General features: G+C 71.8%; 23 protein-coding genes and 1 tRNA gene. 14 read left to right on the top strand and 10 right to left on the bottom strand.

What is annotated here, in order from left to right; genetic code table 11:
* The first annotated feature begins 39 nt into the window (after positions 1-39).
* The 3 genes from ACFP2T_RS25010 (at position 40) to ACFP2T_RS25000 (ending at position 3539) form a co-directional block, all read left to right on the top strand.
* The gene (locus ACFP2T_RS25010; RefSeq protein ID WP_417629211.1) at positions 40-1458 is read left to right on the top strand and encodes a DUF58 domain-containing protein; all 1419 of its coding nucleotides are present in this window, start codon (positions 40-42) and stop codon (positions 1456-1458) included.
* Positions 1459-1507: 49 nt separating this feature from the next.
* Positions 1508-2056, top strand: coding sequence for a hypothetical protein (locus ACFP2T_RS25005; RefSeq protein WP_377425401.1), 549 nt, complete (start codon positions 1508-1510; stop codon positions 2054-2056).
* A 136-nt stretch (positions 2057-2192) separates the two neighbouring features.
* Positions 2193-3539: an NAD(P)/FAD-dependent oxidoreductase gene (locus ACFP2T_RS25000; RefSeq protein ID WP_377425399.1), complete on the top strand. Its 1347-nt coding sequence runs from the start codon at positions 2193-2195 to the stop codon at positions 3537-3539.
* Between the two features lie 89 nt (positions 3540-3628).
* On the opposite strand, the gene ACFP2T_RS24995 is transcribed toward ACFP2T_RS25000, so the two are convergent.
* A complete protein-coding gene (locus ACFP2T_RS24995) occupies positions 3629-5473 on the bottom strand; it encodes a hypothetical protein (RefSeq protein ID WP_377425397.1) in 1845 nt (614 codons plus the stop codon).
* A gap of 100 nt (positions 5474-5573) precedes the next feature.
* Here ACFP2T_RS24995 and ACFP2T_RS24990 point away from each other — a divergent pair.
* The 4 genes from ACFP2T_RS24990 to ACFP2T_RS24975 all read left to right on the top strand — a co-directional run bounded on the left by ACFP2T_RS24990 (position 5574) and on the right by ACFP2T_RS24975 (position 7934).
* Positions 5574-5654 (top strand) — tRNA-Leu (locus tag ACFP2T_RS24990).
* A 112-nt stretch (positions 5655-5766) separates the two neighbouring features.
* Positions 5767-6591, top strand: coding sequence for a Bax inhibitor-1/YccA family protein (locus ACFP2T_RS24985; protein ID WP_377425395.1), 825 nt, complete (start codon positions 5767-5769; stop codon positions 6589-6591).
* A gap of 211 nt (positions 6592-6802) precedes the next feature.
* Entirely contained in the window at positions 6803-7558 is a 756-nt protein-coding gene (locus ACFP2T_RS24980; RefSeq protein WP_377425394.1) for a Bax inhibitor-1/YccA family protein, read from the top strand.
* 34 nt (positions 7559-7592) lie between these two features.
* Positions 7593-7934, top strand: a complete 342-nt coding sequence (locus tag ACFP2T_RS24975) for a hypothetical protein (RefSeq protein ID WP_377425393.1) — start codon at positions 7593-7595, stop codon at positions 7932-7934.
* 52 nt (positions 7935-7986) lie between these two features.
* On the opposite strand, the gene ACFP2T_RS24970 is transcribed toward ACFP2T_RS24975, so the two are convergent.
* Both ACFP2T_RS24970 and ACFP2T_RS24965 read right to left on the bottom strand, forming a co-directional pair.
* Positions 7987-9246, bottom strand: a complete 1260-nt coding sequence (locus tag ACFP2T_RS24970) for an acetyl-CoA C-acetyltransferase (protein WP_377425391.1) — start codon at positions 9244-9246, stop codon at positions 7987-7989.
* A gap of 54 nt (positions 9247-9300) precedes the next feature.
* Positions 9301-9936, bottom strand: a complete 636-nt coding sequence (locus ACFP2T_RS24965) for a TetR/AcrR family transcriptional regulator (RefSeq protein WP_377425390.1) — start codon at positions 9934-9936, stop codon at positions 9301-9303.
* Positions 9937-10059: 123 nt separating this feature from the next.
* On the opposite strand from ACFP2T_RS24965, the gene ACFP2T_RS24960 reads away from it, so the two are divergent.
* Entirely contained in the window at positions 10060-10734 is a 675-nt protein-coding gene (locus ACFP2T_RS24960) for an NAD(P)-dependent oxidoreductase (RefSeq protein WP_377425389.1), read from the top strand.
* A 66-nt stretch (positions 10735-10800) separates the two neighbouring features.
* Here ACFP2T_RS24960 and ACFP2T_RS24955 read toward each other — a convergent pair whose 3' ends face one another.
* Together ACFP2T_RS24955 and ACFP2T_RS24950 are read right to left on the bottom strand one after the other, a co-directional pair.
* Positions 10801-11631 (bottom strand): SGNH/GDSL hydrolase family protein, encoded by an 831-nt coding sequence (locus ACFP2T_RS24955; protein ID WP_377425388.1) that lies wholly within the window; start codon positions 11629-11631, stop codon positions 10801-10803.
* Positions 11628-12731 carry an SGNH/GDSL hydrolase family protein gene (locus ACFP2T_RS24950; protein WP_377425386.1) on the bottom strand — a complete coding sequence of 368 codons (1104 nt, stop codon included), beginning with the start codon at positions 12729-12731 and terminating at the stop codon, positions 11628-11630. Before ACFP2T_RS24950 ends, ACFP2T_RS24955 begins: the two co-directional genes overlap by 4 nt.
* Before the next feature lie 275 nt (positions 12732-13006).
* Here ACFP2T_RS24950 and ACFP2T_RS24945 point away from each other — a divergent pair, with 275 nt between their 5' ends.
* Positions 13007-13363 (top strand): YkvA family protein, encoded by a 357-nt coding sequence (locus tag ACFP2T_RS24945; RefSeq protein WP_377425385.1) that lies wholly within the window; start codon positions 13007-13009, stop codon positions 13361-13363.
* 154 nt (positions 13364-13517) lie between these two features.
* On the top strand, positions 13518-14894 hold the full coding sequence (locus ACFP2T_RS24940; RefSeq protein ID WP_377425384.1) for a cystathionine beta-synthase: 1377 nt from the start codon (positions 13518-13520) through the stop codon (positions 14892-14894).
* Positions 14895-14977: 83 nt separating this feature from the next.
* Here the strand turns inward: ACFP2T_RS24940 and ACFP2T_RS24935 are convergent, their stop codons facing one another.
* Together ACFP2T_RS24935 and ACFP2T_RS24930 are read right to left on the bottom strand one after the other, a co-directional pair.
* Positions 14978-15934 (bottom strand): S1C family serine protease, encoded by a 957-nt coding sequence (locus ACFP2T_RS24935; protein ID WP_377425383.1) that lies wholly within the window; start codon positions 15932-15934, stop codon positions 14978-14980.
* Between the two features lie 102 nt (positions 15935-16036).
* Entirely contained in the window at positions 16037-16564 is a 528-nt protein-coding gene (locus ACFP2T_RS24930; protein ID WP_377425382.1) for a GNAT family N-acetyltransferase, read from the bottom strand.
* 26 nt (positions 16565-16590) lie between these two features.
* Between ACFP2T_RS24930 and ACFP2T_RS24925 the strand changes: the two genes are divergently transcribed.
* Positions 16591-16920 carry an MmcQ/YjbR family DNA-binding protein gene (locus ACFP2T_RS24925; protein WP_377426184.1) on the top strand — a complete coding sequence of 110 codons (330 nt, stop codon included), beginning with the start codon at positions 16591-16593 and terminating at the stop codon, positions 16918-16920.
* Here the strand turns inward: ACFP2T_RS24925 and ACFP2T_RS24920 are convergent.
* Complete coding sequence (locus tag ACFP2T_RS24920; RefSeq protein WP_377425381.1) at positions 16880-18007, bottom strand: ribonuclease Z; 1128 nt, start codon at positions 18005-18007, stop codon at positions 16880-16882. The two genes, ACFP2T_RS24925 and ACFP2T_RS24920, sit on opposite strands and share 41 nt — an antisense overlap.
* A gap of 369 nt (positions 18008-18376) precedes the next feature.
* Between ACFP2T_RS24920 and ACFP2T_RS24915 the strand changes: the two genes are divergently transcribed.
* Entirely contained in the window at positions 18377-19000 is a 624-nt protein-coding gene (locus ACFP2T_RS24915; protein WP_377425379.1) for a DUF6461 domain-containing protein, read from the top strand.
* 113 nt (positions 19001-19113) lie between these two features.
* Here the strand turns inward: ACFP2T_RS24915 and msrA are convergent, their stop codons facing one another.
* Both msrA and ACFP2T_RS24905 read right to left on the bottom strand, forming a co-directional pair.
* Positions 19114-19776 carry a peptide-methionine (S)-S-oxide reductase MsrA gene (gene msrA, locus ACFP2T_RS24910; protein WP_377425378.1) on the bottom strand — a complete coding sequence of 221 codons (663 nt, stop codon included), beginning with the start codon at positions 19774-19776 and terminating at the stop codon, positions 19114-19116.
* A gap of 106 nt (positions 19777-19882) precedes the next feature.
* Positions 19883-20302 (bottom strand): HIT family protein, encoded by a 420-nt coding sequence (locus ACFP2T_RS24905; RefSeq protein WP_377425377.1) that lies wholly within the window; start codon positions 20300-20302, stop codon positions 19883-19885.
* A gap of 23 nt (positions 20303-20325) precedes the next feature.
* On the opposite strand from ACFP2T_RS24905, the gene ACFP2T_RS24900 reads away from it, so the two are divergent.
* A complete protein-coding gene (locus ACFP2T_RS24900) occupies positions 20326-21468 on the top strand; it encodes a cystathionine gamma-synthase (RefSeq protein WP_377425375.1) in 1143 nt (380 codons plus the stop codon).
* 120 nt (positions 21469-21588) lie between these two features.
* Positions 21589-22989, top strand: a complete 1401-nt coding sequence (locus ACFP2T_RS24895; RefSeq protein WP_377425374.1) for an amidase — start codon at positions 21589-21591, stop codon at positions 22987-22989.
* Positions 22990-23197: the final 208 nt, after the last annotated feature.

Here is a 23197-nt window from a genome sequence, read left to right as displayed (position 1 = left end):
CCCGCGGTACCCGGTCAGCGCAGGGCCGGGTCCACCGACGTGGCCGAGGAGCCGGGGCCAACCTGGGTCCCGACTCCGGCGCTGCGCCGGGCGGTGCTGCTGACCGGGCTGTTCCTGGTGGCCGGAGCGCTGCTCGGGCGGGTCGATCTCGTCGTCCTGGCCACGCCGTTCGCGCTCGGCACCGCGTTCGCGCTCCGGCGCCGTCCCTCGCTCGCCCCGGAACTGGCGATCGGGGTCGACGACACCAACCTGGTGGAGGGGACCCCGCTGGTCGGCGCGATCAGTGTGGGCAACCGGGACGAGGTCGGCTACGACCTCGTCATGATCCGTACCGTGGTGTCGAAGTGGCTCCGGATCGACCGGGTGACCTTCACCGCCGAGGACGTCGAGCCGGACACCGCCACGGCGGACGCCCCGGCCAGGGGCGGCAGCAGCCCGGAGCCGGAGCAACCGGCGCGGCGCAGCGCCACGGACCGCCCGTACGGCTTCACCGTGCCGGCCGGCACCATCTCCGACCTCGAACTGCGCGGCGAGACGCTGCGTTGGGGACGGCACTCCGTGGGTCCGGCCGCCGTCCGGGCCGCCGCCTGCGACGGGCTGCTGGTGAGCCAGACAGTGCTCAGCGACGCGCGGATGGTGCCCGTCTATCCGGTCACCGAACCGTTCGACGCCGACCAGGCGATGCCCCGGGCCGCCGGACTGGTCGGCGGACACCGGTCCCGTCGCCCCGGCGAGGGCGGCGAGCTGGCCGGGGTCCGGATCTTCGGGCCCGGTGACCGGCTGCGCCGGATCGACTGGCGCGTCTCGCTGCGGGCCCGGCAACTGCACGTCGCCGCGATGCTCTCCGACCGGGACGCGGAGGTGGTGCTGCTGCTCGACGTACTGGCCGAGGCCGGTCGCTCGGGGGGCATCCGGGGCAGCGCGTCGGTGCTGGACACCTGCGTCCGGGCCGCCGCCGCGATCGCCGAGCACTACCTGCACCGGGGCGACCGGGTGTCGCTGCTCGAATACGGCCCGTCCGCCCGTCGGCTGCGTCCCGCCACCGGCCGCCGGCAGTACCTGACCCTGCTGGAGTGGCTGCTCGACGTCCGGGTGGAGCAGTCGCCACACGAGCCGTACGACCAGGTCTTCGGCCCGCAACTGCTCTCCTCCAACGCCCTGGTGGTGGTGTTCACCCCGCTGGTGGACGGCAGGTCGGCGAAGATGCTGGCCCGGTTGGCCCGGTCCGGCCGGTTCGTGGTGGCGGTGGACACGCTGCCCCCGGCAGCCACCCCGCCGGCCCGGGGCCAGTGGACCGACGTGGCGCACCGGCTCTGGCGACTGGACCGGGACAACACCATCGGCCAGCTCCGCGAGCACGGTGTGCCGGTGGTCACCTGGGCCGGTGCCGGCAGTCTCGACCTGGTGCTCCGGGACGTGGCCCGGCTCGCCTCCGCGCCCCGGCCCGCGCTCCGGTGAGTCCCGTGGCGGCGAACGGACCCATGTCGGCGAACGGAGGAGCCCGGTGGTGACCCGGATCATGCGGCTCTACGCGGCGATCGGTCGGATCACCCTGGCACCCCTGCTGGTGCGGGTCGGGGTCTTCCTCTGCGCGTTCGTCTCCCTCCTGCTGGCGTACCCCGCGATGCCCGCCGACGTCCGGCTGCTCGGCCTGCTGGTGGTCGCGGCGCTGGCGCCGGCGATCGTTCCGCGCCGGGCCTGGACCACCGTGATCCTGGTGGCCGCCGCCGGGGCCTGGGTGGTGGCCACCGGCTGGTACGACGAGCCGGTGGAGCTGTGGCGGCTGCTCGGGCTGGCCACCTTCCTCTACCTGACGCACAGCCTCGCGGCGCTGGCCGCCCTGCTGTCGTACGACGCGGTGGTGGCCCCCGAGGTCCTCGCCCGGTGGGTGTCCCGGGCGCTCGGGGTCGCGCTCGCCTCGGCGGTGCTGGCGGTGCCGCTGCTCGCGGTGGAGGGGCAGTGGGGCGACCGGGGCTTCGTCGTCGCGCTGCTCGGCGGTCTCGTCCTGGCCGTGCTCGCCGCCGTACTGCTCGGCTGGATGTTCCGGCGCAGGTAGCGGGTCCTGCGCGGCGATCGGCAGAGATCGGCCGGCCAGATCCGGCAAACTGGGGTAACGCGGGTCACCTGGCGTCGTCAATCACAGAAGGGGCATCTGGCCCGCATCGGCAGGCCGGTGGGGGAAAGATAGAGGCGTGAATCCGCAGCGGATCCTTGTGGTAGGTGCCGGTCACGTCGGGCTGTACGCGGCCCTGCGCCTGTCGAAGAAGCTCCGGTCGCGGGAGGCCGAGGTCATCGTGGTCGACCCGCAGCCGCACATGACGTACCAGCCGTTCCTGCCGGAGGCGGCGGCCGGCAACATCTCCCCCCGACACTCCGTGGTGCCGCTCCGGCGTGAGCTGCGCCGCTGCACCATCGTCTCCGGTACGGTCACCCGGATCGAGCACGCCCGGAAGACCGCGACGGTGCAGCCGATCATCGGTCCGGCCCGGGAGATCGGGTACGACCACATCGTGGTGGCGCCCGGCTCGGTGTCCCGGACCCTGCCGATTCCCGGACTGGCGGAGCAGGGCATCGGGTTCAAGACCATCGGTGAGGCGATCTTCCTGCGCAACCACGTGCTGGACCGGCTCGACGTGGCGGCCGCCACCACCGACCCGGACACCCGGCGCTGCGCGCTGACCTTCGTCTTCGTCGGCGGCGGGTACGCCGGCATCGAGGCGCTGGCCGAGATGGAGGACATGGCCCGGGACGCGCTGAAGTACTACCCGGAGCTGAAGGCCGACGACATGCGCTGGGTGCTGGTGGAGGCGACCCTGCGGGTGCTGCCCGAGGTGGACCGGGACATGGGCGCGTACACGGTCGCCCAGCTGCTGAAGCGCAAGATGGACATCCGGCTGGAGACCCGGCTGGAATCCTGCGTGGACGGACTGGTCCGGCTCTCCGACGGCGACAGCTTCCGGGCCGACACCATCGTCTGGACGGCCGGGGTGAAGCCCTCGCCGATGCTCGCCCAGACGGATCTGCCCCGGGACGACCGGGGGCGGGTGACCTGCGTTCCGACGCTCCAGGTGGTCGATGGTGACCGGATCGTCGATGGGGCCTGGAGCGCCGGTGACTGCGCGGCGGTGCCCGACCTCACCGGTCCGCCCGGAACGTACTGCTCGCCGAGTGCCCAGCACGCGGTGCGGCAGGCGGCGCGGATGGCCGACAACATCCGGGCGGTGATCCGGGGCCGGGTTCCGGTGGACTACAAGCACAAGCACGCGGGCAGCGTCGCCAGCCTGGGGCTGCACAAGGGCGTGGCACAGGTCTACGGGATCAAGCTCAAGGGGCTGCCGGCCTGGTTCATGCACCGGACGTACCACATGAGCCGGATCCCGTCGTTCAACCGCAAGGTGCGGGTGGTGGTGGACTGGAGCCTCGCCTTCTTCCTCCGCCGCGAGGTCGTCGCGCTGGGCCAGTTGCACGACCCCCGGGAGGAGTTCGTCGAGGCGTCAGCGGCGGCGGGTAGCCGGCCGGGCGACCGCAGGCCGGTCTGACCCCACTGGGTCTGACCGGACTGGTCTGATCCCGGGCCGGGTCGCGTCCGACTCGCTGGCCGGCCGCCGTGGCGGCCGGCCAGCGCCGGTCAACCGACCCGCCAGGTCCAGGCGTCGGCGATCCGGGTGGACGGGCCGAAGAGTGCCTCCAGGGTGATCCGCAGGCTCTCCGCGTGTACGGCGTCGTCGGACAGCACGACGCAGGATGCCTTCCAGAACCTGACATCCCGCTGGGCCTGTTCGCGTTGCTCGGCGCTGACCGCCGGCACGGCACCGCTGGTCGTCACGTCCGTCAGCAGTTGCGAGGTCGGCTGCTTGTAGGTGCCCATCGACGCCTTGCCGCCGGCCGCGTAGGGGCCGATGAAGAAGCCCTCCGGGAGCGAGAACGACGCGTCCGCCGCGGCGGCCCAGCGCATCGGCCAGGGCTCCTTCGGGGTGGGCAGTGGCACGGGAACGAGCACGCCACCCGGCTCGACACAGTCGCGCCAGTGTCCGGCGGTGATGAACTCCGGCACCGGCGGCCGGGCAGCGGTCGCCATCTGGGTCGGGAAGATCGGCAGCAGGGCGAGGGCCGCCGCCACCGGCACCAGGATCCGGACCTGTGTCCGGTCCGCCGCCAGTCCCCGGTCCACGGCGAGTACCAGCACCGTGGCGATCAGCGGCAGCAGCGCCAGGGCGAACCGCATCGGCAGCGCACCGTCGACCACCGGCACTCCCAGCAGCAGCGCGTACGGGCCGCTGAGGTCGGTCGGCTCCCGGTTGACCACCACCGTCGGGCCCAGCGACAGCGCCGCCATCCCGAGCCCGGCCGCGACGCAGGCGATGACGATCGGCCGCCGGATCAGCCAGCCGGCGGCGACGACCGTGGCCAGCAGGAGCGGCCAGCCGAGGAAGGTGTTGTACTCGGCCGCTCCGGTGGTCAACTGGGCGGCCCCGGCGGAGCCGGCGATCGACAGCGGCGAGATGGCGGGCCAACTGGCCAGGTCGGCATAGAAGTAGTACGGACTGAACATGCCGTTCGGTACGCTCTGCGGCCCGGCGAACTGGAACCAGAGCGGGTACGCCAGCACGGCACCGGCCAGCGCGACGGCGAGCAGCATTCCGGCGAGGAACCCGGGCAGCACCCGGCGGGCCAGCGAGCGGTTCGCGGCGGCGTACGCCAGGCTGAGGATGATCATGGCGACGGCGGTGAGGAACAGCACCTCCTCGCCGATGAAGACCTGCACCGAGACGGTGGCGGCCAGTCCGACCGCCGAGGTCACGACGCGGCGGCGATCGACGCCGGGCCGGTCGGGTCGGCCCTGCGGATCGGCGGCCCGGACCAGCCGGACGACCAGCCAGACCAGCACCGGCACCAGCCACTGGGCGGTCATGTGCAGGTGGCTGTTGCTCTGCGAGAGCATGCCCGGGCCGAAGCCGCAGAGCCCGGCGCCCAGTGCGGCGGCGAGCCGCCGGACGCCCAGCATCCGGGTGAAGAGCAGGTACCAGGCGATGGCGGTGCCGGCGAGGTTGCCGGCGACGAGCAGCGCGAAGGTGGCGGGCGCACCGGCGACCAGGGTGATCGGCGCGAACAGCATGCCGAGGGCGATGACCGTGGTGTTGGCCATCAGATTCACCCCGGTCGGGGCGTTGAGCCGGTCACTGAGCAGGGCGAAGTCCCCGTGCAGGACCCGGGAGTCGACGGCCAGGAACCACTCGTACAGTGCCTGGTCCTCGGGGTTCAGGGAGAGGACCCGGGCACCGGGATCCGGCCACATGCCGGCGGTCAGCCAGCCGGCGAGGAGAAGGAAGAACAGGCCGATCGCCAGGTCGGTGCGGTGCCGACGGAACGCGACGGCCCAGCGTCCCCGTCGGGATCCGTTCTGGTCCGGATCGGTGCCTGTCGTGGCCTGGCCGGAGTCGGCGTCCTGCGCCGCGCGGGCTGTGCTGGTCACGACAGTGACCCTAGTGCCGATCCGGGAACGGGGTGCGCCCGGTGGGGGTTCACCGGCTACCGTGGCAGGCACCGGGCCCGATCGCGTCCGGTGCCGCCCTGCCCGGGTGGTGGAATGGCAGACACGGCCGCCTTAAAAGCGGCTGCCGCAAGGCGTGCGGGTTCGATCCCCGCCCCGGGCACATCTTCTCGCCACGGGCGCCAATTGACGTGGATCTCCACAACATCGCCGCCGACCATTACCCTGGAAAGGGCACGGTCACCGTGCACCGACCTTCCAGGAGGCTTGACACAGTGAAGACGTCCAACCCGGTGCTGGCCCGACTCGGCCAGGCGGCCGAGCGGGAGCGGGCCGCCGGGTACGCCCCGGCCGGCGCATACGGACAGCCCGGCTACGGGCAGCCGTACCCGACGGCGGATGGCTACCCGGCCGCGCCGCCCACCGTACAGCCAATGTCCATCGACGACGTCGTCGTCAAGACCGTCACCCTGCTCGGCATCACCGGGTTGTCCGCCGCGGTGGCCTGGGTGCTCGTGCCGAACGAGCTCGTCGGCGCGGCCTGGATCGGTGCCGCCGTGGTCGGGCTGGTCCTCGGCCTGGTCATCTCGTTCATGCGGATGGCGAACCCGGCGCTCGTGATCACCTACGCGGTGATCGAGGGCGTCTTCGTCGGCATGGTCAGCAAGTTCTTCGAGTCGATCGCCGGGTACGACGGCATCGTCCTACAGGCGGTGATCGCCACCTTCGGCGTCTTCTTCCTGATGGCCGGGCTCTACAAGGTCAAGGCCATCCGGGCGACGCCGAAGTTCGTCCGGGGCGTCGTCGCGGCGATGGTCGGAATCTTCGCGGTCATGCTGATCAACTTCGTGATCACGCTGACCACCGACATCGACACCGGCCTGCGCAGTGGTGGACCGGTGGCCATCGGCTTCAGCCTGATCTGCATCGTGATCGCGTCGCTCAGCTTCATCCTCAGCTTCCACGAGGTGGAGGAGGGCGTACGGATGGGGCTGCCGCGTCGTTACTCGTGGACCGCCGCGTTCGGCATCCTGGTCAGCCTGGTCTGGCTCTACATCGAGATCCTGCGGTTGCTCAGCTACTTCCAGGGTGACGACTGAGCCGAGCCTCAGCCGCGCTGAACTCGGCTGAGCCGAGCGGACGACGACTGAGCCGACGTCACCCGGTGGCGCCACCCGGCGCCGCCATGATCTGTCCCGACGCCCGTCCCCGGATCCCGGGGGCGGGCGTCGGTCGTGCGTCCGGGTTCCGCGCCGGCCCGGGCGGGCACGAGTTCTGCGGAGAGAAATGTCCGAGTTGTTAGGGTAGGGCGTGGAAAGTTCGAACCCGGTGCTGAGCCGCCTGGACGACACCGCCCGGGTCGAGCGCCAGGTACTCGGCGCCGGAGCCGTCCGGGCCATGACGGTCGACGACGTGGTGGTCCGCACCGTCGTACTGCTCGTCCTGACCGGCGGCACCGGCGCGATCGCCTGGACCTTCCTGACCGACGGCTGGGCCGGCGCGGCGGGGGTCGGCTCGGCCCTGGCCGGGCTGGTCCTGGCCCTGGTGATCTCGATCCGCCGGATCACCAACCCCGTCGTCATCGGCGCGTACGCGATCCTCCAGGGCGTGCTGCTGGGCGTCGCGAGCCGGGGTTTCGAGGCGGTATACCCCGGCATCGTGGTGCAGGCCGTGGTCGGCACCTTCGGCGTCTTCGCCGGGATGGCGGTGCTCTACGGGCTCCGGGTGCTCCGCGCCACCCCCCGGTTCACCCGGATGGTGATCGGCGCGCTGATCGGGGTGGTGGTGCTGAGCCTGGTCAACTTCGTCGTCTACCTGATCGCCGGCCGGCAGGCGTTGGAGATCTACAGCACCACCAGCAAGGTCGGCTGGCTGCCGTACGTCTTCGCCCTGGTCTGCATCACGGTGGGTGCGTTGACCTTCATCCTCGACTTCGACCTGGTGGAGCGGGGAGCCAGGGACGGCCTGCCGACCCGGTACGCCTGGTACTGCGCGTTCGGGTTGCTGGTCGGCCTGATCTTCCTCTACTGGCAGATCCTCCGCCTGCTCAGCTACATCAGGCGCTGAGATCCACACCCCGCTGAACGTAGACTCAGCCGCGATGAACGCAGCCGAACCGGGACGCCCAGGGGAGTCGCTGGCCCGCCAGGTGGACCTGCTGGTGCGGCAGGTGGCTCACTGGACCGCGCCGCGCTGGGGCGCGCCGGCCACGTCCGGCAACTCGGCCCGTTCCGACCTGCTGCACCGGCTCGTCCAACTGCTCGCCAACCTGGCTGCGGACACGGTGGGGGAGCGGCGCCGGACCGTACCCCGGTTGGAGAACGACCTGGCCCTGCCCGACCAGCTCCGGGTGGTGGCGGCGGATCTGATCGCCGCCGACCCCCCGGCGGCGGTCCTGGCCGAGGCCGAGGTCGAGGTCGCCGCGACCCGTCGCGCCCTCTGACCCCGCTCACCGTTGGGCGCGTGCCGGACGGAGCCCGTCGGCGGCCGGCGGTTCAGCTCAGCCGCTCCAGCACCATCGCCATGCCCTGGCCGCCGCCCACGCACATGGTCTCCAGCCCGATGCTCTTGTCGTGCCAGTCCAGCGCGTTCAGCAGGGTGCCGGTGATCCGGGCACCGGACATCCCGAACGGGTGCCCGACGGCGATCGCGCCGCCCATCACGTTGAGCTTGTCCAGCGGGATGTCGAGCTGCCGGTACGACGGGATCACCTGGGCCGCGAACGCCTCGTTGATCTCGACCAGGTCGACGTCGTCGATGGTCATGCCGGCACGGCGGAGCGCCTGCCGGGACGCCTCGACCGGGCCGAGTCCCATGATCTCGGGGGACAGCCCGGTCACTCCGGTGGAGACGATCCGGGCCAGCGGAGTGATCTCCAGCTCGCGGGCCCGTTCCGCGCTCATCACGATCACGGCGGCGGCGCCGTCGTTGAGCGGGCAGCAGTTGCCGGCGGTGATCCGACCGTCGGGCCGGAACACCGGCTTGAGCCCGGTCACCCCGTCCAGGGTCACGCCCGGCCGAGGGCCGTCGTCGGAGTCGACCCACTCGCCGGAGGGCAGGGTGACCGGGGTGATCTCCCGGGCCCAGAAGCCGTCGGCGATGGCCTTCTCGGCGCGGTTCTGGCTGCGTACGCCGAACTCGTCCATGTCGGCCCGGCTGACGTCGTACACCTCGGCCAGGTTCTCCGCGGTCTGGCCCATCGTCAGGTAGATGTCCGGCAGTCCGCCCTGGAGTCGAGGGTTCTCCCAGACCGGGGCACCACCCTTGGCCCGGGTCGCCGACCGGGCCCGCGCCGCGTCGAACCTCGGGTTCTGCCAGCCACCGACGATCTCCTGCGCCTGCGGCGGAAGACCGTCGGAGGTGCCCCGGACGTACCGGGAGACGCACTCGACCCCCGCCGAGACGAAGATGTCGCCCTCGCCGGCCCGGATCGCGTGGAACGCCATCCGGGTGGTCTGGAGCGACGAGGCGCAGTACCGGGTGAGGGTGGCGCCGGGCACGGTGTCCAGGCCGAGCAGGGTGGCCACCACGCGGGCCATGTTGAAGCCCTGTTCGCCGCCGGGTAGGCCGCAGCCGAGGTAGAGGTCGTCGATCTGCGTTGGATCGAGTTGCGGCACCTTGTCGAGCGCCGCCTGGACGATGGTGGCGGCGAGGTCGTCGGCGCGGAGTTCCCGGAGGGAACCCTTGTGCGCTCGGCCGATCGGGGAACGGGCGGTCGCGACGATAACGGCTTCGCGGGGGGACGCGGTCGACATGAACAAACGTTAACCCGATCCGGCCCCGGGGTCACCAGGGGGCGAGGTGCGCCGTCATCCGGATCGTTCCTCGGCCGGCGGCGTCGGGGCGTACGGCATCGCCGCGACCAGTTCCTCGACGAACCGGTCCGGATCGTGTTCGAGGAACCGGTCGCGACCGGTCGGACCGAGGAAGGCGACCAGGAAGGCGCGCTGGAAGCACGCGCCGAGGAAGAGGTCGGCCAGCGCGACCGGGCTCGCCGTCGGTGCTATCCGGCCGAGTTGCTGCTCCCGCCGGAGGTACTCGGCGAAGAGGAGGTTCGCATTGTGCGGCCCGTGGCCGGTCTGGTCGAACACCGCGCGCTGTCGTGCGAGCAGCGCGGGTTCGGCGAACAGCGCCATGGCGAGTTGGCCGGAGTCCTCGTACACCCGGAGCATCTCGTGGCCGAGGTCCGTCAGGTGCGCCGGTACGGTGCGGGTGCCGGCCTTCTCGGGCAGCCGGACCATCAGCCCGATGAACGGGGCGAGCCGGATCCGCATCACCGCCAGGAAGAGGTCCTCCTTGCCCTGGAAGTGCTTGTAGAGGGTGGCTTCGGAGTAGCCGGCGGCCCGGGCGATCTCCTTCGTCGTGGTGTGCGCGAGGCCCTGGTCCCGGATCACCGTGGACGCGGCGGCCAGGATGCGCTCCCGGGTCGTCTCGGCTCGACTCATCGATCGTCTTCCACTCGGCTCGGTTGTCGGATGTCTGGGAGTTACGTCGTCGGGTCGGTTGACAGGTGGTGAGTACTCACTACCCTAATGGTTAGTAAGCACTTACTCACCCCTGGGAGTGCCATGAAACTCACCCTCTTCGCGGCCACCGGCGGCATCGGTCGCCATCTGCTGACCCGGGCGGTCGCCGCAGGTCACGACGTCACGGCAGTGGTACGGAACCCGGCGACGCTGAGCGCCGAACACGGCGGCGTACGACTGGTCACGGCAGATCTGACCGCTGCCGACCCGACGGTGCTCGCCGACGCCGTCGACAAGGCCGACGCGGTCCTCTCCGGCCTGGGCCCGCGCTCGATCGCCGACTCCGGGGTGACCTCGCGAGGCACCGGGGCGATCATCGCGGCGATGCGGGCCAGGGACGTACGCCGGATCGTCGTGGTCAGCGCCGCGCCGGTCTCGACCGTGCCGTCACCGGGTCGGCCCAATCCGCCCCGACACGATCCGGGCGAGGGATTCCTGATGCGGAACCTGCTGAGCCCGCTGATGAAGTCCATCCTCCGGAAGCACTACGCGGACCTCGCGGTGATGGAGGACATGCTCCGGGACAGCGACCTGGACTGGACGGTGGTACGGCCGCCGAAGCTGACCGACAAGCCACCGACCGGCACCTACCGGACGGCGTACGGGCAGAATCTGCCCCGTGGTGCCGTCGTCCCGCGCGCCGACGTGGCGCACTACATGCTCCGGGCGCTCGACCAGCCCGAGACGATCCGGCAGGCCGTCGGAATCGCCACCTGAACCGACCGGACTACCGCCGGTGGCTGCCGACGGTCGGACTACAACTGGCGGCTGCCGACGGTCGGACTACCGCTGGCGGGTGCCGGCGGCGGCCCTGGCCACGGCGGGCAGCAGCGCGTGCGCCCAGACCCGGTAGCCGTCGGCCGACGGGTGGTAGCCGTCGTGGCAGAGCGTTCCGGCGTCGGCCCGGAACACCGCACCGGTCTCGGCGCCGAGATCGACCACGGTGCCACCCGCCTCGATCACGGCGACGGCCTGGGCCCGGGCGGTGTGCCGGCCCAGCCAGCCGGCGAGCTGGCGCAGCGGCGGTGCGATGGCCCGGACCGCGCCGAGGTCGGGACAGGTGCCGACCACGACCCGGACCTGGGCGTCGCGGAGTCGTCGTACCGCCGCGCCGAGGTACGCCGCCGCCTCACCGGGTCGGCGGAGCCCCACGACGTCGTTCGCGCCGATCAGGATCACCGCGACGTCCGGGCGTTCGCCGAGCAGCGCCCGGGCCACCTGCGTGGCCAGGTCAGTGGAGCGGGACCCCGAGACGCCGACGCTGGAGAGCCACACCTGGCGTTCGCCGCCGGCCGCCGGGCCGGCCCCCTCGGAAAGCAGCCGGGCGAGTTGGCCACCGACCGTGTCGTCGGCCCGGTCCACGCCGACGCCGAGCGCCGCCGAGTCGCCGAGCAGGACCAGCCGGACCGGCGGTGCGCCGGTACGACCGATGGTGGAGCGCAGCGCCAGCCCCAGTTCGGGCTGGGCGTACTCCCGGTTACGGGCCAGGAACATCTCGCCGACCAGCAGCGCGATTCCGCCGACCGCACCGGCGGCCAGCGTGACCGCGGCTCCCCGGGCGAGGCGGGTGGCCATGCCGGACATCACCGTTCCGGTCGTGTCTAGTCCCGTCATGCGCGTTCCTCTACTGTGGAGGTCGCTGCCCCGTCCAGCGATGCCGGTGTCCGTGTCTCTGCCTCCGCCGGGCTCTCAGTGTCACCCGAACGGGGGTGGCCGAACCAGGCCCCGCGACGGCGCAACTGCGCCCACCGCCCGCCCGGCCCATGTTCGTGACCGCCGACCCGGACTCCCCGGACCTCGGTGCCAGCGTGCCGGGCCGCCTCGTGCGCCGCCTCCGGAAGGGACCGTACGCCCTGGTCCCCGGTCTGCGTCGGCCGGCGCTCCGGACCCGCCCCGAGCGCGGCCAGTACGGTCGGCAGCAGCGCCGCCGCCGCGATCGCGTACCCCTCGGCGGACGGGTGGAAGTGGTCCCAGGCGAACATCCGGGTCGGTTCGGCCGCGAACCGGGGACCGAGCAGGTCACCCAGGGACACCGTCTGGCCGCCGGCCTCGACCACCGCGACGGTCTGCGCGGCGGCCAGTTGCCGACTCCACCGCCGGGCGAGCCAGCGCAGCGGCGGCTTGATCGGCTGGATCGCACCGAGATCCGGGCAGGTGCCCACGACCACCTCGGCACCGGCGGCACGGAGTTCGCGTACCGCGTCGACGAGGTAGCGTACCGCCACCGACGGCGGCGTACGGTTCGTGACGTCGTTGCCGCCGATCAGGATCACCGCCAGATCGGGCTCCCGCTCCAGGGCCGCGTCGATCTGCGGGCGCAACCCGGCCGAGAGGCAGCCCACCACGGCGAACCGGTACAGCCTTACGGGCCGGCGCAGCCGGCGGGAGGTGCCGGTGGCGAGCAGCGCGCCGGGCGTCTCCCGGGGGCGGTGCACGCCGTAGCCGGCGGCGGACGAGTCGCCCAGGATCACCATCGTGATCGGCCGACCGGGAAATCTGGCGCCGTAGACACCGTCGCCACGCGGCGGCGGAGCCTCGGCCAGCGGGATGATCCGGCGGGCCTGTCGGGCCTGCCCGACCAGCAGCCCGGTCGCGGCCACGGTGGTGATCGCGGTCAGGCCCACTCCGACGGCCGCCGCCTTCGCGACCCGCCGGGCGACCAGCCACGACTGCTCCCGCTGCCACGACGGCTCGCGCCGCGGCGACTGTCCCAACCACGACGCGCGCGCCCACCGCGGCGACTGCTTTCGCGACTGTTTCCGCCACGACGACTGTTTCCGTCGCACCGATCCGGCCGGACTCATCAAGGCCCCCCGCCTGTCATGCCGTACCCCGCGACCTTTGAGATTATCTCGGTGGCACACCTCGCGCTGTCGCCGTCCCGCCTCTTCCCGGGGTCAGTTCCCGACCCCGGTCGGACCGCCGCCGGTTCCGCACCGAGCGGCGGTTTGCGTACGGATGCATGATGAATCGACAAGGAGGCGCGGAGATGGCCAAGACACTGAAACGCACCGCCGCATTCAGGGCGTTGTTCCAGGCGTTGACCGCAGGCTCCCGGGGGGGACCGTCGCTGGGCAAGCGGCTTGCCGCCCTGCCCCGGATGATCCGGGCGACCACCCGGGGAGAGTACGACGGCGGCCTGCGGCTGGCGATGATGACGGCGGCGACGGCGTACGTGCTGTCCCCGATCGACCTGGCACCCGAACTTGTGCTGATGCTCTTCGGGCTCGCCGACGACGCGCTCATGGTCACCTGGCTGGCCGGCGCCGTACTGGCCGAGACGGAGCGGTACCTGGCCTGGGAGGCCCGCCGGGAGACCGTGATCCCCGGCCGGGTGGTGACCTGATCCGGCCTGAGGATCCCCGCCCACGTGCCGGGCCGGGGGCACGTAGGCTGGCCGTGAACACGCCATCCTCCGCCCCGACCGCACGCCACCAGCACCGACTCCGTGCCCGGCCAGTGCCGACCGGGCGGCGAGCACTGGAGAAGGGCACAGCGACGTGCGCTACTACGACAACGTCATCGAACTGATCGGTGACACACCCCTGGTCCGGCTCCGGCAGGTCACCACGGGCATCTCGGCGACCGTGCTCGCCAAGGTGGAGTACTTCAACCCCGGTGGCTCGGTCAAGGACCGCATCGCGCTGCGGATGGTCGAGGAGGCGGAACAGGCGGGCCTGCTGAAGCCGGGCGGCACGATCGTCGAGCCGACCAGCGGCAACACCGGCGTCGGGCTGGCGCTGGTGGCCCAGCTCAAGGGCTACAAGTGCGTCTTCGTCTGCCCGGACAAGGTCAGCGAGGACAAGCAGAACGTGCTGCGGGCGTACGGCGCGGAGGTCGTGGTCTGCCCCACGGCGGTCGCTCCGGAGGACCCCCGCTCGTACTACAACGTCTCGGACCGGCTCACCCGCGAGATCCAGGGCGCCTGGAAGCCCAACCAGTACGCCAATCCGGCGAACCCGCGCTCGCACTACGAGACCACCGGGCCGGAGCTGTGGGACCAGACCGGCGGCCGGATCACCCACTTCGTCGCCGGGGTGGGCACCGGGGGCACCATCTCGGGCACCGGCCGCTACCTCAAGGAGGCTTCCGGCGGGGCGGTACGGATCATCGGCGCCGACCCCGAGGGCTCGGTCTACTCCGGCGGAACCGGCCGGCCGTACCTGGTCGAGGGGGTCGGTGAGGACTTCTGGCCGGAGACGTACGACCGGAGCATCTGCGACGAGATCGTGAAGGTCTCGGACAAGGAGTCCTTCGAGCTGACCCGGCGACTCGCCCGCGAGGAGGGACTGCTGGTCGGTGGCTCCTGCGGAATGGCGGTGGCGGCGGCCCTGGAGGTGGCCCGGAGCGCCGGACCGGACGACGTGGTCGTGGTACTGCTGCCGGACGGCGGCCGGGGCTACCTCTCGAAGATCTTCGACGACGAGTGGATGGCCCGGTACGGCTTCATGGACACCAGTGCCACCGAGGCGACCGTGGCGGACGCGCTGGCCAGCAAGCCGAACGGCATGCCGGAGTTGATCCACGTACATCCGACCGAGACGGTCCGGGACGCCGTCGACTACATGCGCGAGTACGCCGTGTCGCAGCTTCCGGTGCTCAAGGCCGAGCCACCGGTGGTGACCGGCGAGGTCGCCGGCTCGATCGCCGAGCGGGACCTGCTGGACGCGCTCTTCACCGGCGAGGCGAAGCTGCACGACACCATCGAGCGGCACATGGGCCCACCACTGCCGATGATCGGCGGGGGTCAGCCCGTGAGCGAGGCCGTCGGCCTGCTGGAGAAGTCCGACGCCGCCCTCGTCCTCGTCGACGGTAAGCCGAAGGGCGTCCTCACCCGGCAGGACCTGCTCGCCCACCTCGGCGCCCGCCCCCGCTGAACATGTAAGGAAGGGCCCCTTCTTATCGTTTTTTGTAGAAGAAGGGGCCCTTCTTAACAGGCCGACAGGCCGACAGGGCGGCGTCAGCGGGTGAGTTCGGTGGGTACGGCGATGACGTCGACGAAGGCGGACCGGCGGAGCAGGGTCATCGGCAGTCGGCTGCCGATCGCCGGGCCGAGCATGAGCCGTTGCAGACTCTGCCCGTTGGCCACCGGTCGGCCGCCGGCCGAGATGATCACATCGCCGAGGTAGATCCCGGCGATCCCGGCCGGGCTGTCCGGGACCACCTCGACCACCCGTAGTCCGCGCTGCTGCCCGGTCCGCTCCGCGACGGCCGGCGGCAGCGGTACGGGCACTCCGGCGACACCCAGCCAGGCCCGGCGGACCCGCCCATTGCCCACCAGGTCGCCGATGATCTGACGGGTGGTGGAGTTGATCGGCACCGCCAGGCCCAGGCCGTAGCCGGCGACGGCGGTGTTGATCCCGACCACCCGGCCCGCCGAGTCGGCGAGGGCGCCGCCGGAGTTGCCGGGATTCAGCGCCGCATCGGTCTGGATGACATCCTCGATCAGCCGGACGACCCGACCGTCCCGGGCCGGCAGCGACCGGCCCAGCCCGGAGACCACGCCAGCGGTGACCGAACCGGCCAGCCCGAGCGGATTGCCGACGGCGACGACGAGCTGCCCGATCCGGAGCGGATCGGCGTCGCCGAGTTCGGCGGGTGGGACGGCCGTGGCCCGGACCCGGAGGACGGCCAGATCGGAAAGCGGGTCGGCGCCCACCACGTCGAACCGGGCCTCCGCACCGTCGCCGAAGGTGGCGACGCCGCCGTCGGCGCCCTGTACCACGTGTGCGCTGGTAAGCAGGAATCCGTCGTCCGTGAAGGTCACCGCCGAGCCGGCCCCGGCGCCGCGCGGGCTCCGTACGGCCAGCGCCGCCACGCTCGGCAGCACCCGCGCCGCCACGGTGGTGACCACCTGTGAGTACGCGTCCAGGGCGGCCGATTCGGCGCGCTCCGGTTCGAGTTGTTCGGTGCTCATGTGCCGGACAACGCCCCGACGAGTCCTGTCGATGCCCGGTGGGTGCCCGGCGGTGCTCCGCTCAGAGCGAACAGGTGGGAGTTCGGGGAGGTGCGGGATCTCTCAGGGGAGGTCCCGGACGTGCCGGAGTTGCCGGGTCAGCACCGGGCCGATGTCGCCCTCCCGCTCGACCCCGTCCGGAATCCAGCCACCCCGGACGTAGAAGTCCCGGGCGTGGGCGTTGTCGGCGAGCACCCAGAGCACCGCCCGCCGCCAGCCCTGGGCGTGCAGCTTCGCCAGGGCGTCGACCATCAGCGCCCGACCCACCCCGCGACCCTGCTCCGCCGGATCCAGGTGGATGGCGTACAACTCGCCGACGTCCGGCCCGGCCGAGTCCGGTTCCTCCGGGTCGTGCGGCCCGAGATAGGTGAAGCCGACCAGCCGGCCGTCCCGCTCCGCCACCGTCATCAGGTGACTGTCCCGCTCGTACGTCCAGCGCTCCGTCCAGTACCGGCCCATCATCTCCCCGCTGACCGAGGCCAGCGCGTGCGCCGGAATGAACTCGCGGTAGGCGGCCGACCGCGAACGGTAGTGAAGATCTCCGATGGCCATCAGATCGCCGGCGACCGCCGGGCGCAGGGTGAGTGTCACTTGTCGATCGTAGTAACGTGGCCGATATGGTCACCTGGGACAGAGTGTGTGATCTGGTGTCCGTGTTGCCCGAGGTGGAACAGGGCACCTCATATGGGACGCCAACCTGCAAGATTCGCGGCAAGCTGTTCGTCCGGCTGTTGGAGGACGGCGAGCGGCTCGCCATTTTCACGCACGAGCGGGAGGCGCTGGTCGCGGCGGCCCCGCAGACCTTCACGGTTCCGGCGCACTACGTCAACTACCCGATGGTGGTCGTCGCGCTCGACACCGTCGACCCCGTCGAGCTGGCCGAACTGCTGGCGGAGTCCTGGCGGATCAGGGCGCCGAAGCGGCTGGCGGCGTCGCTACCGCGCTGACCGGCCTGGCCGGGACGGACACCCGGATCAGGTCCTCCGCCACCACGAGTTCACCGTCGAAATGCTCCCGCGCCTCGGCCGCGAAGCGCTCCGCCGCTGACGTCGCGACCGTCGACAGCGAGGCCGCTGACGTCGCGCCCGTCGACAGCGAGGCCGCCGACAGCGAGGCTGCCGCCGACGCCGAGGGCACCGCCGTTGCCGAACCCGCGCCGGCCGCCGGCCCGGTGTCGGCAACGGGTCCGCCGGTCACCGGCTTCCGCCTGGGCGCCGGGCCGTACCGCTGGGAGAAGTGGGTGAGCACGAGTCGACGTACCCCCGACTCGGCCGCCACCCGCCCGGCCTGCGCCGCCGTCAGGTGGCCGACCTCGGCGGCGAGCGCGGCGTCCTCGGTCAGGAAGGTCGACTCGATCACCAGGAGGTCGGCCCGCTCCGCCAGCGCGAACACCGCGTCGCAGAGGCCGGTGTCCATCACGAAGGCGAACCGCTGGCCGGGGCGCGGCGCGCTCACCTCGGTCAGCAGCACGCGACGTCCGGGCAGGTCGAGGTGGCCGGTCCGGGCCAGCTCTCCGACGGCCGGACCATGGATCCCGTACGCGGCCAGCCGGTCCGGCAGCATCCGGCGGTCGTCCGGCTCCACGAGCCGATAGCCGTACGTCTCCACCGGATGCCGGAGTCGTCGCGCCTCCAACCGGCCGGCGGAGGTCTCGAAGGTCTGACCGTCCGCCAGCACCGGACGTTCGCGGATCTCGGCGGTCTCGTAGAACGAGCTGGCGTGCCGCAGCCGGGCGAAGTACTCGCCGTTGCCGGCCGGGAAGTGGGCGTCGACCGGGTGCGCGACCCGGTCGAGCGAGAGTCGCTGGATCACCCCGGGCAGGCCCAGGCAGTGGTCGCCGTGGAAGTGGGTGACACAGATCCGGGTCAGGTCACTGGCGGCGATCCCGGCCAGCAGCATCTGCCGCTGGGTGCCCTCGCCGGGGTCGAAGAGGATGACCTCCCGGTCCCAGCGCAGCAGGTACCCGTTGTGGTTGCGATGCCGGGTCGGCACCTGACTGGCCGTACCCAGCACCGCCAGTTCCCGTACCGACACGGCCGGTCCTCCCGGTGCGACGCCTTCCGACGCCGGAAATGGTCGACCCCCGGGGTGTCCGCGTGAGCATTGTCACGCGGACGCCGGCTGGACTGTGGCCGGACTCCCCGGGGGTCGGGTGGCTGTCGTGGATTCGCCGCACCGCTGCCACACGGTCTCGACGACTTGCAACTGCCCGCTTGCGGCGGACACCGAAACTGTCAAGGACAGCGGCTAGCGGACAGCCACCTCACGAGTCCCATTGCTATACAAAGCTCGGACCACCTCCCTTCCCGTGTACGGCCACGCTATCCATCCCTGCCCGCCACCGGCAACGGTTTTTGCGCACACTCAACGAGCTGCCAGGTCGGCGGAGGGAGCACGGAGGCGATGGTGGCGGGCGTTCCGCAGGGCGGGGACTGGGACTGGGTACGTCCGCACCTGTCGCTCGGGTTCTGCCTGGCCCTGGTGCACGGCCGGACCGAGGCGGAGCTGGTGACCGCGTTCGGCGTGTACGAGCCCTGGGCGGAGGTGCTGGACTTCGACACGGCGGCAGACCAGTTCGACCCGTACGAGATGATCCGGATGGGCCGGGTCGGCGACTGGGCGTTCGCCTGGCAGGAGCCGGCCGGCGGGACGGCCGACCAGGACGTGCTGCGGGAGCTGTCCGTCGGGGGCCGGGCGTTGAGCGTTCTCCAGACCGGCAGTGCCCTCGCCTGGTTCGGCCTGATGGTCGACGGTGTCGAGGAGTTGGCGTTCGAGCCAATGTTCCCGACCCACCGGCGGGGCTCCCGCCCGGACGAGTACGTACCGCTGATGACCGAGGTCGGGCTGTTGCCGCCGGCCCATCCCGACAATCCGGGCCGGCCCAGCCCGACCCTGGCGGCGTTGTCCCTGGCCACCGCCGTGACCGGGGTGACCCTGTCGGTGGCGACGATCACCGGCCCGTTGCTGACCGGCGAGATCGGGAACTACGACCTCGGCGAGGACGACGGTCCGCACGGTCCGTGGTGAGGGCCGACTGCCGACCAGGCGGTCTGCCGATCGTCCCCGGCGGAAACAGTGAACTGCCGCGCCGGAGGTCCGGCGCGGCAGCATCTGTCACGTGTTTCGGTACGGGTGGCTGGCTACGCCTCGGTGCGGGCCACGCCGACCGGGCAGGTCATGCCGTTGGGGCCGTGCGTGCAGTAGCCGTTCGGGTTCTTCGTCGGCGCCAGGTACTGCTGGTGGTAGTCCTCGGCGTAGTAGTACTTCCCCAGCTTGTCGATCTCCGTGGTGATCTCGCCCTTGCCGGCCCTCGCCACCACCGGAGCGAACGCGTCCCGGGACGCCTGCGCGGTCGCCAACTGCTCGTCGGTCGTCGTGTAGATCGTCGACCGGTACTGCGTACCGACGTCGCCCGCCTGCCGCATGCCCTGGGTCGGGTCGTGGTTCTCCCAGAACACCTTCAACAGGTCCTCATAGGCGATCTTCGAGGGGTCGTAGACCACCTGGACGACCTCGGCATGCCCGGTCCCGCCGGAACACACCTCTTCGTACGTCGCGTTCGGGGTGTAACCGCCCGCATAGCCCGCAGAGGTGGAAATCACCCCGGGCAGGGTCCAGAACAGTCGCTCGGCTCCCCAGAAACAGCCCATCCCGAAGACGGCGACCTGCGCCCCCTCGGGCCACGGGCCCTTCAGCGGGGTCCCGAGCACCTCGTGCCGGTCGGAGATCGGCATCGCGATCAGCCGGCCGGGCAGCGCCTGGTCGGGGGAGGGCAGTTCGGCCTTCATTCGCCGTAGGAACACGGTGGAACTCCTCTCGTACCTCTGCCGGGTGTAACGCGGCGCGGCAACAGATCCTTACCCGTAACCGCCGTCAGCAGACCGAGCCCGCTCGACAATGGGGCCAGGGCTAGGCCTCGGCGAGGGCGGCGGTGATCCGGTCGGCGTACGACCGGGCCTCGTCGTCGGAGGCGTACTTCGTCCGGGGCCAGAAGAAGCCACGCAGGCCGTCACCCTTGGTCCTGGGCACGATGTGGGTGTGCAGGTGCGGCACCGATTGCGACACCCGGTTGTTCATCGCCACGAAGGTGCCACCCGCGCCCAGACCGGACTCCACGGCGACGGCCAGGCGCTGGACCAACCCGAAGTATCCCGGCAGGGCGGATGCCGGTAGTTCGCTCAGCACCTCGAGATGATCGCGGGGCACCACCAGCAGATGTCCCCTGAACACCGGGCGGGTGTCGAGGAAGGCCACCCCGTCGGGAGAGTCGACCGCCCGGAACGCCGGCACCGAACCCGCCACGATCCCACAGAACACGCAGCCCGCCACCAGGGCAGACTAGCCTCATCCAAATGAGTCACGGGTTCGAGACACTCGCCATCCACGCCGGCCAGGAACCGGAGCCCCGCACCGGGGCCGTGGTGCCGCCGATATACCAGACCAGCACGTACGCGCAGGACGCCGTGGGCGCACCCCGACTGGGGTACGAGTACAGCCGCTCCGCCAACCCCACCCGGGACGCCCTCCAGGAGTGCCTCGCGGCGCTGGAGGGCGGCCCGGTCGCGCTGACCTTCGCCAGTGGGCTGGCCGCCGAGGACACCGTGCTGCGTACCGTCTGCCGGCCGGGTGACCATGTGGTGATCCCGGACGACGCGTACGGCGGCACGTTCCGGCTGTTCGCCCGGGTGGCGGAGCAGTGGGGACTGACCTGGACCCCGGCCCGGATCTCCGACGTCGACGCGGTACGGGCCGCCGTCCGGCCCGGCCAAACCAAGGTCATCTGGGTGGAGACGCCCACCAACCCACTGCTCGGGATCGCCGACATCGCCGGGCTGGCCTCGGTGGCGAAGGACGTCGGCGCCCTGCTCGTCGTCGACAACACCTTCGCCTCGCCGTACCTCCAGCAGCCGATCGCGCTCGGCGCCGACGTTGTCGTGCACTCCACCACCAAGTACGTCGGCGGGCACTCCGACGTGGTCGGCGGCGCCCTGGTCGCGGCGAGCGCCGGACTGGGCGAGGAACTCCGCTACTACCAGAACGCCATGGGCGCGGTGAACGGCCCGTTCGACGCCTGGCTGACCCTGCGCGGCGTCAAGACCCTCGGCGTACGGATGGACCGGCACTGCGACAACGCCGAGCGGATCGCCGACTACCTCAACGGGCACCGATCGGTCGCCCAGGTCCTCTATCCGGGGCTGCCGGAACATCCGGGGCACGAAATCGCGGCGAAGCAGATGCGCCGGTTCGGCGGAATGATCTCGTTCCGGGCCTCTGGCGGCGCTGAGCAGGCGGTACAGATCTGCAACCGGGCGAAGCTCTTCGTTCTCGCCGAGTCGTTGGGCGGGGTCGAATCCCTGATCGAACATCCGGGCCGAATGACGCACGCAAGTGCCGCCGGCTCGGCGCTTGAAGTTCCCGCCGATCTCGTGCGACTGTCTGTCGGCATCGAGACCGCCGACGACCTACTCGCAGATCTGGAGCAGGCGCTCGGCTGACCGCTGTCCGGACGTGCGTACCGGACGGGCCGCGTGGGATGGCGCGGCGCGTCCGGGCCGGCGCGGTGGGTGGGACCGCCCCGCCCGCCCGGACAGCCCTGCGGACAAGCCGATGGGGAGGTGGCCGTGCAGGACATCATGCCGACCTGGGTGGGCGCGACCGCGAAGCAGATCGCCCGGGCGGTGCGCCGTGGTGACGCCTCCGCCACCCAGGTGGTGGCGGATCACCTCGACCACGTCGACCGGACGGATCGCGAGCTGTCGGCGTTCCGGGTGGTGCGGGGTGGCGAGTCGATCGTCGAGGCGGAGAAGGTCGACGAGCAGGACGACCTGGCCAACCTTCCGCTGGCCGGCGTGCCGGTCGCGGTCAAGGAGAACACCGCCGTGGCCGGGCTACCGACGTGGAACGGGTCGGAAGCCGCCCGTACCCCGGTCGCCGAGTCCGACCACGAGGTGGTCCGGCGGCTGCGCGGCGCGGGAGCGATCATCGTCGGCGTGACCCGGATGCCCGAGTTGGGGCTGTTCGCGTTCACCGACGACGAGACGGCGGTGACCCGCAACCCGTGGCGTACCGATCGCACCCCGGGCGGATCGTCGGGTGGTGCCGCCGCCGCGGTGGCCTCGGGAATGGTGCCGATCGCACAGGCCAACGACGGCCTCGGCTCGATCCGGATTCCGGCCGCCTGCTGTGGGCTGGTCGGGCTCAAGCCCGGCCGTGGCGTGGTGCCCTGCCAACTCGGCACGAACGACTGGTTCGGTCTGACCGAACACGGCATCCTGGCCACCACCGTGGCCGACGCCGCGGTCGGCTTCGCCGTGCTCGCCGGACGTCGCCCGGACAAGCTGGTACCGCCGGACCGTCTGCGGGTCGCCGTGTCGCTGCGCTCGCCGGTTTCCGGCGTACGCCCGGACCAGGCGAACCGGGACGCGGTGGCCGCCGGTTCCCGACTGCTGGCGGCGGCCGGACACGACGCGGTGTCGGTCGACCCCGTCTATCCGACCTCGCTCGGCCTGCGCGGCATCGCGACCTGGTTCGCGTCGGCGGCCAGCGAGGTGGCGGCGGCCGGGCTGGACCCGTCGACGCTGCAACGGCGTACCCGTCGGCACGCGGCGCTGGGCGGCTGGGCGCAGCGGCGAGGGCTCGTCCAGGAGAAGGACCGGGCCGCGTGGCGGGAGCGGTCGATCGGCTTCTTCAGCGACCACTCCGTGGATCTCCTGCTCACCCCCGCGCTGGCCAGCGCCCCACCGGCGGCGCTCGGCTGGGCCGCCCGCTCCTGGCAGTCCAACCTGCTGACCTGCATCCGGTACGCCCCGTACGCCGGACCCTGGAACATCGCCGGGCTGCCGTCGCTGGTGGTCCCGGTCGGGTTGCGTCCGGACGGCCTGCCGGTCGGGGTGCAGTTGGTCGGCCCACCCGGCTCGGAACTGCTGCTGCTCGGGGTGGCCGGGCAGTTCGAGCTGACCGCGCCGTGGCGGCGGCACGCGCCCGGTTGGCCGAAGGTGCCGACCCCGGCGAGCTGAGCCCTGGCGGCCCGGGTGTCGTCGCTGTAGCGCCCGGCCGGTCGTCTCTGTAGCGCCCGGCCGGTCGTCGCCGCGGTGCCCGTCGGCGTCCGGCGGCTGATCGTCGCCGGTTGGTTGGCCGGTCCACCGGCTGGCCAGCCGGCGGTCGGCGCCGGCATCGTCGGCGGCCGAGTCGATCCCGGTGCCGCCGGGCGGTGACCTCCGGCAC

It is taken from the genome of Plantactinospora solaniradicis, from assembly GCF_042658085.1.
GTDB lineage: Bacteria > Actinomycetota > Actinomycetes > Mycobacteriales > Micromonosporaceae > Plantactinospora > Plantactinospora solaniradicis.
The sequence above is the reverse complement of the archived record's forward strand: the minus strand, read 5'-3'. Positions and strand labels throughout refer to the sequence as shown.

Excerpts from the sequence above, each read along its gene's own strand:
- ACFP2T_RS24955 (WP_377425388.1), bottom strand. The coding sequence starts at position 11,631 with ATGACGGGACTAGACACGACCGGAACGGTGATGTCCGGCATGGCCACC.
- ACFP2T_RS24900 (WP_377425375.1), top strand. The coding sequence starts at position 20,326 with ATGAGTCACGGGTTCGAGACACTCGCCATCCACGCCGGCCAGGAACCG.
- ACFP2T_RS24945 (WP_377425385.1), top strand. The coding sequence starts at position 13,007 with ATGGCCAAGACACTGAAACGCACCGCCGCATTCAGGGCGTTGTTCCAG.
- ACFP2T_RS24970 (WP_377425391.1), bottom strand. The coding sequence starts at position 9,246 with ATGTCGACCGCGTCCCCCCGCGAAGCCGTTATCGTCGCGACCGCCCGT.
- ACFP2T_RS24965 (WP_377425390.1), bottom strand. The coding sequence starts at position 9,936 with ATGAGTCGAGCCGAGACGACCCGGGAGCGCATCCTGGCCGCCGCGTCC.
- ACFP2T_RS24925 (WP_377426184.1), top strand. The coding sequence starts at position 16,591 with ATGGTCACCTGGGACAGAGTGTGTGATCTGGTGTCCGTGTTGCCCGAG.
- ACFP2T_RS24915 (WP_377425379.1), top strand. The coding sequence starts at position 18,377 with ATGGTGGCGGGCGTTCCGCAGGGCGGGGACTGGGACTGGGTACGTCCG.
- ACFP2T_RS24960 (WP_377425389.1), top strand. The coding sequence starts at position 10,060 with ATGAAACTCACCCTCTTCGCGGCCACCGGCGGCATCGGTCGCCATCTG.
- ACFP2T_RS24935 (WP_377425383.1), bottom strand. The coding sequence starts at position 15,934 with ATGAGCACCGAACAACTCGAACCGGAGCGCGCCGAATCGGCCGCCCTG.
- ACFP2T_RS24975 (WP_377425393.1), top strand. The coding sequence starts at position 7,593 with ATGAACGCAGCCGAACCGGGACGCCCAGGGGAGTCGCTGGCCCGCCAG.